The organism is Variovorax paradoxus, from assembly GCF_009755665.1.
Lineage (GTDB): Bacteria > Pseudomonadota > Gammaproteobacteria > Burkholderiales > Burkholderiaceae_C > Variovorax > Variovorax paradoxus_G.
On the sequence record NZ_CP046622.1, the window covers coordinates 5,428,054 to 5,444,507 of the forward strand.

12 protein-coding genes are annotated in these 16,454 nt (G+C 68.0%); 5 read left to right on the forward strand and 7 right to left on the reverse strand.

Annotation, left to right across the window (positions count from 1 at the left end; all coding sequences use genetic code 11):
- Positions 1 to 12 precede the first annotated feature (12 nt).
- Positions 13 to 672: an OmpA family protein gene (locus GOQ09_RS25345; RefSeq protein WP_157616399.1), complete on the forward strand. Its 660-nt coding sequence runs from the start codon at positions 13 to 15 to the stop codon at positions 670 to 672.
- Positions 673 to 786: 114 nt separating this feature from the next.
- A complete protein-coding gene (locus GOQ09_RS25350; RefSeq protein WP_157616400.1) occupies positions 787 to 1,350 on the forward strand; it encodes an OmpA family protein in 564 nt (187 codons plus the stop codon).
- A 4-nt stretch (positions 1,351 to 1,354) separates the two neighbouring features.
- Here the strand turns inward: GOQ09_RS25350 and GOQ09_RS25355 are convergent, their stop codons facing one another.
- From GOQ09_RS25355 to GOQ09_RS25370, 4 genes are read right to left on the reverse strand one after another with little or no spacing between them, the layout of a single operon-like run.
- Positions 1,355 to 1,981, reverse strand: a complete 627-nt coding sequence (locus GOQ09_RS25355; protein WP_157616401.1) for a response regulator transcription factor — start codon at positions 1,979 to 1,981, stop codon at positions 1,355 to 1,357.
- Positions 1,982 to 2,023: 42 nt separating this feature from the next.
- On the reverse strand, positions 2,024 to 4,072 hold the full coding sequence (locus GOQ09_RS25360) for a two-component system sensor histidine kinase NtrB (RefSeq protein ID WP_157616402.1): 2,049 nt from the start codon (positions 4,070 to 4,072) through the stop codon (positions 2,024 to 2,026).
- Positions 4,073 to 4,888 carry a carbon-nitrogen hydrolase family protein gene (locus GOQ09_RS25365; RefSeq protein WP_157616403.1) on the reverse strand — a complete coding sequence of 272 codons (816 nt, stop codon included), beginning with the start codon at positions 4,886 to 4,888 and terminating at the stop codon, positions 4,073 to 4,075.
- Positions 4,885 to 9,060: a YhdP family protein gene (locus GOQ09_RS25370; RefSeq protein WP_157616404.1), complete on the reverse strand. Its 4,176-nt coding sequence runs from the start codon at positions 9,058 to 9,060 to the stop codon at positions 4,885 to 4,887. The genes GOQ09_RS25365 and GOQ09_RS25370 overlap by 4 nt, the downstream gene beginning before the upstream one ends.
- Before the next feature lie 25 nt (positions 9,061 to 9,085).
- Here GOQ09_RS25370 and glnE point away from each other — a divergent pair, with 25 nt between their 5' ends.
- A complete protein-coding gene (gene glnE, locus GOQ09_RS25375; protein WP_157616405.1) occupies positions 9,086 to 11,884 on the forward strand; it encodes a bifunctional [glutamate--ammonia ligase]-adenylyl-L-tyrosine phosphorylase/[glutamate--ammonia-ligase] adenylyltransferase in 2,799 nt (932 codons plus the stop codon).
- Positions 11,877 to 13,034: a septal ring lytic transglycosylase RlpA family protein gene (locus GOQ09_RS25380; protein WP_157616406.1), complete on the forward strand. Its 1,158-nt coding sequence runs from the start codon at positions 11,877 to 11,879 to the stop codon at positions 13,032 to 13,034. The genes glnE and GOQ09_RS25380 overlap by 8 nt, the downstream gene beginning before the upstream one ends.
- 11 nt (positions 13,035 to 13,045) lie before the next feature.
- Here the strand turns inward: GOQ09_RS25380 and GOQ09_RS25385 are convergent, their stop codons facing one another.
- The 3 genes from GOQ09_RS25385 to GOQ09_RS25395 all read right to left on the reverse strand — a co-directional run bounded on the left by GOQ09_RS25385 (position 13,046) and on the right by GOQ09_RS25395 (position 15,403).
- Positions 13,046 to 13,507 carry a carboxymuconolactone decarboxylase family protein gene (locus GOQ09_RS25385; protein WP_157616407.1) on the reverse strand — a complete coding sequence of 154 codons (462 nt, stop codon included), beginning with the start codon at positions 13,505 to 13,507 and terminating at the stop codon, positions 13,046 to 13,048.
- A gap of 89 nt (positions 13,508 to 13,596) precedes the next feature.
- Positions 13,597 to 14,478, reverse strand: coding sequence for an RNA polymerase sigma-70 factor (locus GOQ09_RS25390; RefSeq protein ID WP_157616408.1), 882 nt, complete (start codon positions 14,476 to 14,478; stop codon positions 13,597 to 13,599).
- Positions 14,479 to 14,545: 67 nt separating this feature from the next.
- The gene (locus GOQ09_RS25395) at positions 14,546 to 15,403 is read right to left on the reverse strand and encodes a ferritin-like domain-containing protein (RefSeq protein ID WP_157616409.1); all 858 of its coding nucleotides are present in this window, start codon (positions 15,401 to 15,403) and stop codon (positions 14,546 to 14,548) included.
- A gap of 158 nt (positions 15,404 to 15,561) precedes the next feature.
- On the opposite strand from GOQ09_RS25395, the gene GOQ09_RS25400 reads away from it, so the two are divergent.
- Positions 15,562 to 16,173 (forward strand): glutathione peroxidase, encoded by a 612-nt coding sequence (locus tag GOQ09_RS25400; RefSeq protein WP_157616848.1) that lies wholly within the window; start codon positions 15,562 to 15,564, stop codon positions 16,171 to 16,173.
- Positions 16,174 to 16,454 lie beyond the last annotated feature (281 nt).

Genomic DNA, 16,454 nt, shown 5'->3' on the forward strand with positions numbered 1-16,454 from the left:
AAAGGGAAAGCCATGAAAAAATTCGTTCTCGCCACCACCGCCGCTGCACTCGTCCTGTCCGGATGCGCAGGCGGCATGACCGACACCCAGCGCAACACCGGCATTGGTGCCGGCATTGGCGCCCTGGGCGGCGCCGCCATCGGCTCCGCCACCGGCGGCAACCGCGGCGCCATCGGCACCGGCGCCGTGGTGGGTGCCGCAGCCGGCGCGCTCGGCGGCTACCTGTGGTCGCAGCGCATGGAAAACCAGAAGCGCCAGATGGAAGCCGCCACGCAAGGCACCGGCGTGGCCGTCACGCAAACCCCGAACAACGAGCTCAAGCTCCAGATCCCGAGCGACGTGTCGTTCGACGTGGGCCGCGCCAACATCAAGTCGAACTTCGCGCCCGTGCTCGACCAGTTCGCAAGCGGCCTGCGCAACAACCCGAACGCCGAGGTGCGCATCATCGGCCACACCGACAGCACCGGCTCGGACGCCATCAACAACCCGCTGTCGGTCGACCGTGCCGCCAGCACGCGCGACTACCTGGTGGCACGCGGCGTGAGCGCAGCAGCCTTCCGCATCGAAGGCCACGGTTCGCGTGAGCCGATTGCCGACAACAACAGCGATGCCGGCCGGGCCCAGAACCGCCGCGTCGAGATCTTTGTGGGCGAGCGCGCACCGCGAGGCTGACCCCACCGACAGACACAAAAGAACAAGTAAGCCAGACAAGAAGAAAAAGCCGGCCGGGCGGGAGCGGCCGGTGCCCATCGTTATCGTTTCAATGTCAATCCAGAGGGAAAACTCATGAGGAAGTTTGTTGTTTCGGGTGCGGCTGCGGCCGCATTGTTCATTGCGGGCTGCGCCTCGCAATCGCCTGCGCCGGGTGCTGCAACCGCACCGGATGCCCAGTCGGCCGCGCCGTCCAATAGCTGGACTGCGCGCCTGGCGTCGCTCAAGACCGAGTTGGAAAATTCCACCAAGGGCACGGGCGTGGTGATCGAGCAAACCGCGGACAACCAACTGCACCTCGTGGTCCCCAACGAACTCTCGTTCGACGTGGGCCGCTCCAACGTGAAGCGCAATCTTGCGCAGGTGCTCGACAAGGTCGCCGAAGGCCTGCGCAGCGCCACGGCGGCCAGCGTGCGCGTGGTGGGCCACACCGACAACACCGGCAGCGAAGAAGGCAACGAGCGCCTCTCTGTGAGCCGCGCCGACAGCGTGCGCAACCACCTCGTGGCGCGCGGCGTTTCGAGCACCGCCATCACCACCGACGGCCGCGGCTCGCGCGAGCCTCTGGCCGACAACGGCACCGCCGCCGGCCGTGCGCAGAATCGCCGCGTTGAAATCTTCGTGGCGGAAAAGTCCTGATCTCCTAGAGATCTCTCAAGCGGTTGGCCAGCTCGACCGCTGATTTCACTTCCATCTTTTCGAACACGCGCGCACGGTGGACCTCCACCGTGCGCACGCTTATCGCAAGCTGATCGGCGATCAGCTTGTTCGGCAAGCCTTCGACCACGAGCCGCATCACGTCGCGCTCGCGCTCGGTCAGCTCGGCAATGCGGCCGGCAAGGCTGCGCCGCACGCGCTGCACTTCGAGCGCACGAAGCGAAGCACCCAGCGCCTGCTCGATACGGTCGACCAGCGCGTTGTCCGAGAACGGCTTCTCGCAAAAATCGAAAGCACCGCGCTTCACTGCGTCGACCGCGGTGGGCACATCGGCGTGGCCGGTCAGAAAGATCACGGGCATGGCGTCGAGCAGGCCGCGCTCCGCGAGCCGGTCGAACAGCACCAGTCCGCTGGTGCCGGGCATGCGCACATCCAGCAGCAGGCACAACGGCTGCTGAGGCAGCGGCCCTTCGGCCAGGCGCTGCTCGAAGGCCTCGGCGCTTGCAAAGTGCTCGCTCTCCAGGCGCCGCGAGCGCAGCAGCCAGGCCAACGCCTCGCGCACGCTGGCGTCGTCGTCCACGATGAAGATGAGGCCGTCGATCAGCGGTTGCATATCAGTCGTTTCAAAAATGTGGCCGCGGCAACCCTGCAAGGGTCATGCCGCCGGCAGGGTAAAGCGGAACACCGTGCCCCGGGGCTGGTTGGGCTCGAACATCAACACGCCGCCGTGCTGTTCCACCACCGTGCGGCACAGGCTGAGGCCAAGCCCCATGCCGTCGGCGCGCGTGGTGAAGAAAGGCGTGAAGAGGCGGCTCGCCACCTCTTCGCTGATGCCGCTGCCGAGGTCGGCCACCGAAAACTCGAGCCAGCGCCGCGCGTCTTCCACGCCGGTGCCGCCCACCGCGACGGCGCGCGCCACGCGCAGCCGCAGCACCCGTTCTCCGGCATTGTCCGGCGTGTCCATGGCCTGCATTGCGTTGCGCGCCAGGTTGAGCAGCACCTGCTCGACCAGCGTGCGGTCGCACATGGCCTGCGGCAGGCGGTCTTCCAGCAGCACCTCGATGATCACGCCGAGCTTGCGCGCCTGCAGCCGCACCAGCGGCAGCACCGCATCGATCAATGCCTGGGGAGCGACGGCCTCGCGCGTGCGGTCACGGCGGCGCACGAAGTCGTGCACGCTGCGAATCACCTGGCCGGCGCGGTCGGCCTGCTCGGCAATGCGCCGCACGGCCATGGCCACTTCGGCCTGCTCGCCCTTGGCATGGGGGCCGAGCATGTTGAGCGACCCGGTGGCGTAGCTGGCAATTGCGGCCAGCGGCTGCGTGAGTTCATGGCTCAGCAGAGACGCCATTTCGCCCACGGTGGCGAGCCGTGCGCTGGCCTGCAGGCGCTCCTGGCTCGCGCGCGAGAGTTCTTCGATGCGGCGCTGCTCGCTGATGTCGATGAAGGCGCTCATCCAGCCGGTTTGCACGCGCTGCGCGTTGATGAGCGGGGCCTCGAAGATGAGCACCGGAAAACGCGTGCCGTCCTTGCGCATGAAGACCGACTCGAAGCCCTCGCGCGGCGGCATACCGCCGGCCAGGCGCCGCGCTTGCCGCTGCTGGTATTCGTGCGCCAGCTCGGTGGGCCAGTAGGGCACCTCGGTCGATTCGCCGCTGCCTGCCATCAGTTCTTCAGGGCTGAAGCCGACCATTTCGCAGAACGCCGGGTTGACGTAGGTGATGCGGCCCTGCAGGTCCCGCGCGCGCAGGCCGGTAATCACCGAGTCTTCCATCGCCTTGCGAAAGGCGAGCGCATCGGCCAGGTCGCGCTCGGCACGCAGCCGGCGGCGCGTGTCGCGCGCCAGCAGCACCAGCACCGACACCAGCGCAATCGAGATGCCGGTGACCAGCGCCGTGAGCACGTTCGGAAAAAGATCGGGCGCCGCGCGCCAGCCGTCGACACGCAGCATCAGCGCGGCTCCGGGCAGATCGATGAGCTGCTGCGAGGTGAAGACGCGCGTGCCGGTGCGGCGCGACGTGCCGAGCGCCACGAGCCGCGTGCCGTCGGTTTCGGTAAAGGCCACCTCCTGCCCGCGCGTGAGCGTGGGGCCGACCAGTTCGATCAGTGTGTCGCGCAGCGAGTAGCTCGCCACCAGGAAACCGCCCGCGTCGATGGGCACGCAGAGCTCCATCACCTCGACGCCGCCTCCGCCGAGCACCGGCACGAAGTGGCTCGGCGAATAGGCCGGCGCGCCGAGCTTGCGTGCGGCCGTGCAGGCAAGCGCCACATCGGGTTGCTCCGTGCCGCGGCTCTCCTCCGCGATAAGACGCATTCGGTAGGGCGTGTTGGCCGCTTCCAGCGGACGCAGTGCAGCGTCGCGCCATTCGAGGCGAAGCCACTCGCGATGCTCCCTCAGCAACGAGGCCGCGGCCTCTGGCCAATGCGTGCGGTCCAGGCCCGAAGCCTGCGTGGCGCGCAGGCTCTGCGCATTGCGCTGCAAGCCGATGCGAAGGTCGGAAACCGCATCGGCCGTGTCGCGGTCGAGTGCCGCCTGCACCTGCTCGACCTCGTGCCGGCCCGCAAGCCACACCACCGTAATCAGCAACACGGACACCAGCACGGCCAGGATGAGCCACAGAAACCAGCGCTTCCACAGCGAACGCAGGCGCGCAAACGCCAACAGCGCCCGGCGTGGCGATGCGGCGGTCAGCACATCCTGCATCTAGAGCACACAGTGCGAGAGAACCGGCAGCTGCGCGCGCATGCGCCCCGTCTGCCCTGCATCGATGTCGAACAGCACCACGCCTTCTTCGCGGGCCTGCTGCGCGACCACGGTGCCCCACGGGTCGATCACCATCGACTGGCCCCACGTTTGGCGGCCGTTCTCGTGCGTGCCGCCCTGCGCGGGCGCAACCACCCATGCAAGGTTTTCGATGGCACGCGCGCGCAGCAGCACCTCCCAATGCGCGGCGCCGGTGGTGCGGGTGAAGGCGCTGGGCACCAGCAGCAGGTCGGCGCCCTGTTTGGCAAGCGCGCGGTACAGCTCCGGAAAGCGCAGGTCGTAGCAGACGCTCATGCCCACGCGCCAGCGGTGGCCGTCGCGGGACGGCAGCTCGAACACCACGGGCGTGGAGCCCGGGGCGATGACGCGGCGCTCGTCGTAGCGTTCGGTGCCATTGTCGAAGTAGAACAGGTGGATCTTGTCGTAGCGCGCCACGCATTGGCCGTCGGGCGAGTAGCACAGCGAGCTGTTGAACACATGCTCCGCATCGTTGCTCTCGATCGGCAGCGTGCCACCGACGATCCACAGCCCGAACTCGCGCGCCGCATCGGCAAGAAAGCCCTGCACGGTGCCGGCGCCAGCGGTTTCGCGCAGGCCCAGCTTGTCGGTGTCGCGCGCTCCCATCATGCAGAAATACTCGGGCAGCACGGCCAGTTCGGCACCGGCCGCGGCGGCTTGCGCGAGCAGGTCGTGGGCGCGTGCGAGATTGGCTTCGCGGGCGATGGCCGACACCATCTGGATGGCTGCGACTTTCATTGCGTGGTCTCCGTTTTCCGGCCTTCCGCGGCGGGCTGCGGCGCGGGAAGATTCAGGGGATTCGGCAGGATGGATCGCGGCACCTTGGCTATCTTGGGGTCGGCCCAGGTGCCTTCGATGTGAAACTCCTGCGTGGCGGCGGCCGCGAGCGGCTTGCTCAGCACCCATTGCGCCAGGAAGGTGCCCAGCCCGATGGCCGGGTTGATGGCGGTGGCCACCAGCGCCGCGGTACCGGCATTGATTTCGGGCACCACCACCACGCGCAGGTCCTGGGTTTCGCGCACGATGTCCGCCGAGCCGTCCATCAGCGCGGCGGCGTTGACGCCCTTCATCTGCAGGTTGTTGGTGCTCGCGATGCCGTTCGTGATCTTGGCGTCGCCTCGGATGAAGTCGAAGGCGAAGCCCTGGCTGAACACATCGCGGAAGTCGAGCGTGAGCCGGCGCGGCAGCGCCTGCAGGCTCAGCACGCCAAGCAGCTTGGCAAGGCCGGGGTCGGCCTTGAGGAACTGGCCCGATCCCACGTTGACCTGCAGCTGCCCGCCCAGGCTCGGATAGTCGAGCGAGAACGGCGAGCCGCGCCAGTTGACGTCGCCTTCGAGCCGCCCGCTGCCGCGCCGCAGCACGCCGGGCATGCCGAAGCGCGCGAGCAGCTCGCCGGCATCGGCAATGTCGAGCCTGAAGGTCATGGCGGTGCGGCGCTGCTCGGCGCGTCCGGCCCTGCCGCCGGGCACTGCCGCCCAGGTGCCCTTGGCCGCGAAGCTCGCCTCGGGCATGGTGAAGCTCAGTTTGTTGAGCAGCCATTCGCGGCCCGCGCCGCCGCGGTTGACGGCATCGATCTCGGCGCGGCCGAGCCGCTTGCCCAGCAGCTCGAAGTCGTCGATGACGATGTCGAGCGCGGGCAGCGTGCCGGGCTGCTCGTCGAGCAGCGTTTCCACCTGCGTCGCCTCGGTCGGCGCGATCTTGAGCCGCGCGAGCCGCGCATGGAGGCGCCCGGCCTGCGAGTGGCTGTACTCGGCGTAGCCGCTGAGCTCGGTGGCGTCGATATTGGCGCGCCAGAGCGAGCCGTCGCGCGTGCCGCCGAGCACCACGTTGTGCAGCGTACGGCCCGCAATGCCGAGCTCCTGCGCGCGCACGGCAATGCGTGTGGGGAGGTAGCTCATCGCCGCGTCTTCGGGCCGCTCGGCGCCGCCCGCTTCAGCCGCATTGGTTGCGGTGTCCCCGGCCAAAGCTTTCCATGCGGGCATGTCGAGCTTGGCGACGTTCACGTTGGCCAGCACGCCCCTGTCGGGCACGCTGGCGGTTTCGCCCGGCGCCAGGCCGATGCCGATGCTTCCGCGCAGCACCCGCGCCTCGGCGCCGGAGATGTCACGCACATATTGGGCGCTGCCGATGCGGCCGAGCTCCAGCGAAAGCTGGTCTTGCACTGCAACGGCGGCACCCGAGCGGGTCTCGCGCTGCAGCACTTTCTTTTCGATGCGCAGCGGCATCTGCTCGTCCGCCGTCTTCACGAGCGGGGCGGGCAGCTGTAGCGCCAGGCCTTGCAGGGTGCTGGTCAGCAGGAACTCCGGCGCGCCGTCGCGCATCGAGAAGGTGAGCGCATACGGCGTGCTGCCGGTCGCCTTGGCCGCGATGCGCGTCAGCCACTCGGCCTCGCGCGCGCCGCGAAGGCCTTCGGCCGTTGCGGTGCCCTGCGCCTTCAGCGCCACTTCGCGGTTGGGCCCGGCAAAGCGGCCACGGCCTTCGACGCGAACGTCGCCGCCGAGCAGTTTGGCATTGACGCCGGTCAGCGAAAAGCCTGTTTCGGTGAAGCCGACGACGCCCTTCGCATGGGTGAATGACGGCGCTTCGGGCACCAGCTGCAGCTCATTGTCGGAAAGCGCGATGCTGGCCTGGACCTTGGCGGTGTCCATCGCCTCGAGCGGCAGTTCCAGATGCAGCCGGTAGTCGGCCGTGCCGGTGGCGCGCGCGCGGGCCAGCACCTCGCCGGTTTCGCCGGCCAGCGGCGCACCCACGCGCAGCAGCTCGCCGAGCGGGCCCTTGGCCTGGGCATCGACGCGCAGCAGCGAGGCATGGTGCGACATGTCGGCAATCTGCGCCTCGGCCTTGGTCACCTCGATGCCGGTGGCGCCCGCCAGCCGGCCGCGTGCATTGCGCACCAGCATGCCCGCGCGTTCGAACACCAGCTCGCCCGAGACGCCGGTGAGGGCGGGCCAGACCGCTGCGGGCGTGCCGGGCCGGGCCGAGGCGGCAGCCCTGGAGGCGGTGGACGCCGCAGTGGCGGAGGTGGGCGGCACGTAGGCGTAGTTGACGTCGGCCACCTTGGCCACGATGCGGAACTCGCCCTTCTTCGGGTCCATGAACGGCATGTCGTGCAGGTCGCCGCGCACCCGAAAGTCGACGCTGCTGGCGGTGCCCTTGGTGACCGACTGGCGCACGTAGTCGCGCGTGTGCTGGGGAATTTCGAGCGGCAGGTAGCGGAACACGCGGGTGCCGTCGGCGCGGGTCAGCCGGCCCTGCAGGTCGAGCACGCCGGGGTAGAGCGCCTGGCCGGCGGATATGGCGGGATCGCTGGTGCGCCAGCTGGCTTCGGCCTCGCCCTCGGCATCGGCGTTGGCAAACCGCAGCTTGGACACCTGCAACTGCGCATGGCCCTTGTCGAGCTTCCATTGGAGCTGGGCAGCCAGCCGGTCGATGGGAATGACGGGCTCCTCGAACACGCCCGGAAATTCGAGCGTGCCCTGCGCCATCGACAGCGCGGCGGTGCCGCCGGTGTGGGTGGCGTCGAATTCGATGGTGGCGCCGCTCAGACCGGGCGAGCCGGCGTGCGGGCGGGGAGTGGTGGCTGGGGCGCCGGCTTTGGGAGCAGCGGCAACCACGGGCGGGGCGGGTTGCGACGCGACCCGCAGGCCGCTGACGCGCCCCTTGGCCTGGTAGCGCTCGGGGGCACCCAGCGAACCCTGCCAGTTCAGGTCGATGCGCTCGACCAGCCCACGCGGCGCATAGGCATCGAGCACGCGGTGCGTGGCCTCGCCCAAGGGCAGGCGATCGGCAATGAGGGCCAGCGCGGCCAGGTCGAGCCGGTCGGCGCGCAAGGCGCCGTGTTCCGGCGTGCGGCCGCGGGCGGGCGAGTGCTGCATCCACAGGTTGCCGCCGGGCCAGCGCATTCCATCGGCGGTGTCGAACTGCAGGGCAGCGGTCGAGAACTCGAAGTTCTCTTCATTGAGCTGGCCGGCAAGGCGGCCGGTGACCGAGCGCAGCACCAGCGGCTGCAATCCCCGCCCCAGCGACGCGTCGACGCGGTTGAGCCCGAGGTCGGCCGCGCCGCCCACGATCTGCCCGTCTTTCACGTCGGCCCAGACGCGCAGCGCGCCGCTGCCTTCGCGGATCCGCGCGTCGATGGAGACGTAGCGGCCCAGGCGGGTCACATCCATGTAGGGAAGGTCGGCATAGAGCTGGCCGTCCCAGGTCTGCCAGCGGCCGGAGCGCACCGACAGCAGGGGCTGGCGGAACTGCCCGCGCAGGGTGAAGCGCTCGCCCCAGCCGGCCGGCGGAGTGGCATCGAGCCGCAGCCCGTGGCGGCGGCCGCCATTGCGGGCCACAAAACGCACATCGGTCAGCAACAGAGGCTCGGTCTGGCGCTGCTCGTCGGTCCAGCGGACGGTGCCGCCTTCGACCACCAGTTCGCGCTGGGCGAAAAACCAGTCGGCGGCGCGGGTCTCTCCGGTGGTGTCGTTGGACATGTGCAGGCCGGCCACGTGCAGCTTGCCGAGCGCATCGCGCCGCACGTCGACCTGCGGTCCTTCGATGTAGAGCTGCTCGAAATTGAGGCGCCACAAGGAGCGGGGCGACACGCTCGCCACCACCCGCACAAGGCGCAGGGCTTCGCGCTGGCTGGCATCATGCAGCACGACGTCGCGCAGCTCGAAGGCGGGAAACAGACTATCGGAACGGGCGGTGATCGACCCGATGCGCACAGGTACCCCGATGGCTTTGCTGGCTTGTGCCTCCAGGGCACCACGGTAATCGCCGATTCGCGGCACAATCCACGCGTGTAGGACAACCACTGACAGTGCAAGCAGAAGCCATGCAGCGATCAGTAAACCCAGCAGCCAGCGCGCCGTCGCAGCGGTGATCTTGAGCAGACGTGAAGGGGGAGACGCCGTGTCGTTCATTGAGGATCGCGCTGTGTCGGGAATTATGACCGCCAGCCATCAGAGGGGTTCCACGGAAACCAATATCAGTGTGAACCAGTTGCCAACCACGCCCACGCCACCTATCGCGATCGAGGTCGCGTTTTCTTCCTATTCGCGCTTCGTGCAGCGCCTGCGCCGCAGGTATGCGGCCGAACTCGCATTGCTTCCCCCCGGCGCACCGCTGCGCGAGTCGATATCGAAGGCCTATGAGGCATTGCGCGAACGCGGCGACAGCGTCGGCGATGCGCTGCGCATTGTGCGGCAGCTCGTGATGGAACGGCTTGTAACGCTCGATTGCGATGCCCAGGCGCCGCTCGCCGTGGTGACCACGGCCGTGACCGAACTCGCGGAATTCGCGCTCGACATCGCCTGCCGAGACGCCTGCCACGAGCTCGACGCACTGCATGGCGCGCCGCTCGGCCCCGAAGGCCGGCGCGCGCAGCTCTGGGTGGTGGGCATGGGCAAGCTCGGCGCGCGCGAGCTCAACGTGTCGAGCGACATCGACCTGATCTACCTGTACGACCTGGACGGCGAAACCCGCGGCGACGCCGATGGCCGCGGCCGGTTGTCGAATCAGGAGTACTTTTCGCGCGCGGTGAAGCGCATCTACGCGCTGGTGGGCGACACCACCGAGCACGGCTTCGTGTTCCGCGTCGACCTGGCGCTGCGGCCCAACGGCAACTCCGGGCCGAGCGTGGTCTCGCTCGACGCGCTGGAAGAATATTTCCAGGTGCAGGGCCGCGAGTGGGAACGCTTTGCCTGGATGAAGAGCCGGGTGGTGGCGCCGCGGGACATCGTGTCCGAAGGCCATGCGCAAGGCCTGCGCGCCACGGTGCTGCCCTTCGTGTTCCGCCGTTACCTGGACTACAGCGTGTTCGACTCGCTGCGCACGCTGCACCGGCAGATTCGCGAGCAGTCAGCGCGCCGCAGCGCGGGCCGGCCCGAGCGCGCGAACGACGTCAAGCTGTCGCGCGGAGGCATCCGCGAGATCGAGTTCACCGTGCAGCTGCTGCAGGTGGTGCGCGGCGGCCAATTCCCCGAACTGCGCACCCGGCCCACGCTCGATGCGCTGCAGCGCCTGGCGCGCGCCGGGCTGATGCCGCAGGAAACCGCCGATGCGCTGGCCTCGGCCTACGAGTTCCTGCGCCGCGTGGAGCACCGCATCCAGTACCTGGACGACCAGCAGACCCACATGCTGCCGGTGGGCGACGACGACCTGCGCTGGATTGCCCAGACCATGGGCTATGCCAACTGCTGCCCGTTTCTTGAGCAGCTCGATACGCACCGCGAACTGGTGGCACAGGAGTTCGACAAGCTGCTCGGCGGCGAGAAGGCCTGCAACGGCAAGTGCAGCGGCAAAAAAGCCGCCGCGCCCGCCGACCTGGCCGACCTGCTCGACGACTTGCCGCCGGCGTTTGCGGAGCGCATTCGCAACTGGTGCGAACAGCCCCGCGTGCTTGCGCTGCGCGAAGAGACGCGGGCCCGGCTGCGCCAGCTGGTCCAGCGCACCGGGCAGTGGCTGAAAGAGCCCGACGGCGACGGCCCGGGGCAGACGCCGCGCCATGCGGACGCCGCATTGCGCTGGGCCGACTGGATCGAACCGCTACTGCGGCGCGAGAGCTACCTGGCGTTGCTGGTCGAGCGCCCCGCGGTGCAGGAGCGGCTGCTGCGGCTGCTGGGCGCCGCCAAGTGGCCGGCGCGCTACCTCATGCAGCACCCGGGGGTGATCGACGAGCTTGCGAGCGACGAAATGCTTTCGGGCCGCTTCGTGGCGGCCGAGTTCGAACGCGAACTGGAAGCACGCCACGCCTCGCTCAGCCGCACCGGCGAAGCGGACGAAGAGCGTCTGCTGAACCTGCTGCGCCATGCCCACCACGCCGAGGTGTTCCGCACGCTGGCGCGCGATGTGGACGGCCGCATTACCGTGGAGCAGGTAGCCGACGACCTGAGCGCGCTGGCCGACACCACGCTGCGCGTGACGGCCCGCTGGTGCTGGCCGCACGTGCGCAACCGCCACCGCGAAGTGCCGCAGTTCGCCATCATCGGCTACGGCAAGCTGGGCGGCAAAGAACTGGGCTACGGCAGCGACCTGGACATCGTTTTCGTCTACGACGATGACGACGAGCGCGCCGGCGAGGTGTATGCGGCCTACGTGCGCAAGCTCATCAACTGGCTCACGGTGAAGACGCGCGAGGGCGACTTGTTCGAGATCGACACCGCCCTGCGGCCGAACGGCAATTCGGGCCTGCTGACCACCAGCTTCGAAGCCTACGAGAAGTACCAGCTTGGCCGCGGCAGCAACACGGCATGGACCTGGGAGCACCAGGCCATGACGCGCGCGCGCTTTGTGCTGGGCAGCGCCGAGCTGGGCGCGCGCTTCGACGGCGTGCGCCAGGCCGTGATCGTGTCGCCGCGCGACCGAGAAGCCCTGAAGGCCGAGATCATTGCCATGCGCAACAAGGTGCGCGGTGCAAGGCCTGTGAAGGCCGACCGCTTCGACGTGAAGCACAGCCCCGGCGGCATGGTGGACGCCGAGTTCGCGGTGCAGTTCCTCGTGCTGTCGGACTCGGGCGAGCACCCGGAGCTCATTCCCAATGTGGGCAACATCGCGCTGCTGATGCGCGCCGAAGAAGCGGGCTTGCTGCCCTCCGGCGTCGGCCGCAATGCCGCGGCGGCGTACCGCGAACTGCGGCGCGTGCAGCATCGCGCCCGCCTCAATGAAGAACCGACCCAGGTCACCCCGCCTGCATTGGCCGCCGAGCGCGATGCCATGCTGGCCTTGTGGAAGGCTGTATTTGGCTGAGCGAGCCGGCGCCCAAGCACCCGCCGCGCTGGCTGCGTGCGCGGTGGCCGTCGCCATTCTTCTTGCGGGTTGCGCGAGCGGCACCCGCAGCGGCGGCGGCGCGCTGAGCGGCCGCGACGGCCCGGGCACGAACATTCCCTCGGACCTCGACCGCGTACCCGATGCCGAGCCCCGCATCGAAGCCATCCGCAGCAGCGGCGGCACCAGCAAGCCGTACACGGTGCTGGGCCGGGCGTACCAGCCGATCACCGACGACCGGCCGTTCCGCGAATCGGGCATTGCGTCCTGGTACGGCCGCAAGTTCCACAGCGCGTCGACCGCGAGCGGCGAGCCCTACGACATGTACGCCATGACGGCCGCGCACAAGACGCTGCCGCTTCCGAGCTACGTGCGGGTGCGAAACCCGGCCAACGGGCGCGAGGTGATCGTGCGGGTGAACGACCGCGGCCCTTTCGTCGACGGCCGGATCATCGACCTGAGCTACACGGCGGCGCTCAAGCTCGACCTGCTGCGCGGCGTGGCGCCCGTGGAGATCGAGCGCATCACGAACGAGGACATCCGCACCGGCGCCTGGCGCCGGGACTCGGGAACCGCGTATGCCGCGGCGCCGCCGGCATCACCGCCGCCCCGGCGTGCGGCGGCTGGATCGGTGGCGGTGCCTTCGGCCTGGGTGGCGCCGGTGGCGATGAATGCGCCGGAGGCTTCGACGATGCCGGTCGTGCCGCAAACGCCAATGACGCCGATGGCGCAGGCAGAAGCCGTGGCGCAAGCCGCACAGCCAACGCTCGAGGCCGATGCCGCGCCGCCGCCCCGCCAGCCCATGGTGGTCACCGACCTTGCGCCCATGGCGCCGCTGTCCGCGCCAACGGCGCCGGCAGCGGCCCCGCCGGCAGCCGCACCATCATCCGCCGCGGTGGCGGGCTTCTGGGTGCAGCTCGGCGCCTTCCGCGAGCGCGATGGTGCGGAGAGCCTGCGCAGCCAGGCGGCACGCGGCCTGCCTTCACTGGCGCCGCAACTGCGCGTTTTCAGCGAGGCCGGTACGCACCGGCTGCAGGCCGGGCCCTTTGCCTCGCGCAATGAAGCCGGCGAAGCCGTCACGCAGCTGCGCGACAGCCTGCGCATCGCGCCGATGGTCGTCGAGCGCCGCTGAAGGAAAGACGTTCAGTCCAGCGCCTTGGTGGCGACAGGCATGCGCATGCCGACGTTGATGCGGTTCCAGGTGTTGATCTGCGCCACAGCCACGGTGAGCTCGGCAATCTCGACATCGCTGAACTGCGCCTTCAGGGCTGCGAATTCGGCCTCGCGTTCGTCGTGATGGTCGGCCAGCCGCGTGAGCGATTCGGCCCACGCCAGCGCCGCGCGTTCGCGCTCATTGAAAAAGCTCACTTCACGCCAGGTCGCCAGGCTGTTGATGCGTTGCCATCCCTCGCCCTGCTTGCGCAGGTCGCGCACGTGCATGTCGAGGCAATAGGCGCAGCCGTTGATTTGCGAGACGCGCGCGAACACCAGATCGAGCACCGTCTTGCCGACGGTGCTCGAATCGATGCTGGCGCTGACGGCCAGGATGGCTTCGAAGGTCTTGGGAATGGTCTTGAACCAGTTCAGGCGAGGGGTCGTGTTCATGAAGATGCTCCAGTGGCTTGGGTTTGAAAGATCTGTTTCCTACCCACTGAAGACGGGCCCGCTCCCGGCCCTGTGACACGCCGCGCGAACTATTTCGAAGAAAAAAGCCGGGCGATGCGCGCCAGCTTGTCGGGGTTGCGCTGGGCGCGGATGCGCACGATGCGCTCGCCCTCGATCTCGAACGTCTGCGCCGATTCGAGCTGCCCATCGAAGAAGCGCAGCAGCCCCGGCTCGCCGTTGATGTCCACCAGTTCCATGCGCACCGCGGGGCCCATGCGGCGCCAGAGCGCAAAGTAAAGCTGTGCCAGCCGCTGGCTGCCGCGCAGGACCTTGCTGAAAGACTGCACCTTGCCGCCGCCGTCGCCGATGAGTTCGACGTCTTCCGCCATCAGCGCCTTCAGGTCCTGCAGGCTACCGCGCGCCGCCGCATCGGCAAAGGCCTGCAGCAGGCGCTGGTGGGTTTCGCGCGAGACCTGGAAGCGCGGGCGCGCCTCCTGCACCTGTGCCTTGGCGCGGTGCACCAGCTGGCGGCAGGCGGCTTCGCTCTTGCCGAGGGTGCGGGCGATTTCTTCGTAGTCGGCGTCGAACACCTCGCGCAGCAGAAAGGCGGCGCGGGCCTCGGGCGCGAGGCGCTCCAGCACGGCAAGGAAAGCCACCGACACGTTGTCCGCGCGCTCGAGCAGCTGCTCGGGCGTGGCGGGGGCATCGGTGAGCGTCGGCTCGGGCATCCAGGCCCCGATATAGTGCTCGCGCTGGACCTTGGCGGCACGCAGCCGGTCGATGGAAAGACGCGTGACGACGGTGACCAGCCAGGCTTCGGCGCTGTCGAAACCGGCCTTGTCGGCCTCGTGCCAGCGCAGCCAGGCGTCTTGCACCACTTCTTCGGCCTCGGCAACGGTGCCAAGCATGCGGTAGGCAATGCCCTGAAGGCGGCGGCGATGGCTGTCGAAAGTAAGGGTGGCGTCGTCCATGGTCACAAGACGGGCGATCGACCTGGTTTGTGACAGGCCATTTCGCGGGACGCGCCCGTTAATCCCTTTACGCGCCCTGGTACTCGGCCTTCGGCCCGAGGTTGGCGGAGACTTCCTTGCGGTAGCGGTTGAGCTCCTGCACGGTCTTGAAGCTGCGGTTCATGAGCAGGCTCAGGTTGTGCAGGATGCGCTCGCCGACCTTGCCTTCCCAGGCGGCATCGAACTTGATCTGCTTGTCCAGCCAGTGCTCGAGCCAATCCGGGTCGGGCATGCGGCTCTGGATGGTGTCATTGGGAAACAGCGCCTTGTTGACGTGCAGGTTGGTCGGGTGCAGCGCCTGGGCGGTGCGGCGCGCACTGGCCATGAGCACGCCCACCTTGGCGAATGCGGCACGGGCCTCGTCGCCGAACTTTTCCATGGCGCGCTTCATGTAGCGCAGGTAGGCGCCGCCGTGGCGGGCCTCGTCCTGGCTCAGGGTGGTGTAGATGTGCTTGATGACCGGCTCGGTGTGCCACTGGGCCGCGCGGCGGTACCAGTGGTTGAGGCGGATCTCGCCGCAGAAATGCAGCATGAGGGTCTCGAGCGGGGGCGCCGGGTCGAAGTCGAAGCGCACTTCGTGCAGCTCCTGCTCGGTGGGCGCGTGCTGGGGGCTGAAGCGCTTGAGGTACTCCATGAGCACCAGCGAGTGCTTCTGCTCCTCGAAGAACCAGATCGACATGAACGCCGAAAAGTCGCTATCGTGGCGGTTGTCGCGCAGGAACATTTCGGTGGCCGGCAGGGCCGCCCACTCGGTAATGGCGTTCATCTTGATGGTTTGCGCCTGTTCTTCGGACAGCAGCGAAGCATCGAACGACTGCCAGGGAATGTCCTTGTCCATGTCCCAGCGGACAGATTCGAGTTGTCTGAAGAGTTCCGGATAAAGCATCAAAATCTTTCTAAGGCCGCTGATTTTAGTCGGCCCGCTTGGCGCGCTCGTGACAGACGCGCGATGATGCGGCCATGCACCCCCTGAAGGCACGGATGCATACCCTCATTTTTGTACCAGGAGCCCTTATGCCAACCCCCACCCGATCGCCCGTGCCGATGCGCCTTGCACAGGCTGCCGCGCTCGCGGTTTGCCTGCTTGCCGCTGGTACGGCGGGTGCCCAGGCCCCCTCTGCCGGCCCATCCACGGCTCCGGCCACCAGCCCCGCTGCCGCCCCCGCCGACGCAGCCTGCCCGGCCACACTGCAACACACCTTCCCGCGGCTGCAGGACGAAAAACCCCAATCTTTGTGCCAGTACTCCGGCAAAGTGGTGCTGGTGGTCAACACCGCGAGCTTCTGCGGCTTTACCCCGCAATACAAGGGGCTGGAGGCGCTGGACAGCAAATACCGTTCGCGCGGTTTGGTGGTGCTGGGCTTTCCGTCGAACGATTTCTCCCAGGAGTCGGGCTCCAACAAGGAAATCGCCGACTTTTGTGAAAGCACCTTCGGCGTGAAGTTTCCGATGTTTGCCAAGTCTTCGGTGCGCGGACCCAACGCCAACCCGCTGTTCAAGCAGCTGGCGCTGGCCTCCGGCACCACGCCGAAGTGGAACTTCTACAAGTACTTGATCGGGCGGGACGGCAAGGTGGTTCAGGCGTGGTCGAGCATGACTGCACCCGACGAAGCCGCCTTCGTGAAGGTGGTGGAAAGCCAACTCGCCGCAAATTGACCGGGGCCCCGACCGGGGCTCTTCTCGCACCGGAGTCTTGTAGTACACGTGAACTGATCGTCACAAACGTTTACCACTGAACCGGGAACCGCGCTGGCACACTGTCCTCATAAAAGACGTGGACAGCAAATGTCCTCCGGTTTTCATGTTGCGAGGTCTTCCAGGCGTTTCTCGTCTGGTCGAAATCCCGAGGTGATTCTTCTCCTCCTCCCTCCCTCCCTCCTTCGCGTCGGGGCGCCTCGCAGCATTTTTGTATTCCACGTGAGGGGGCGCCGCACAAA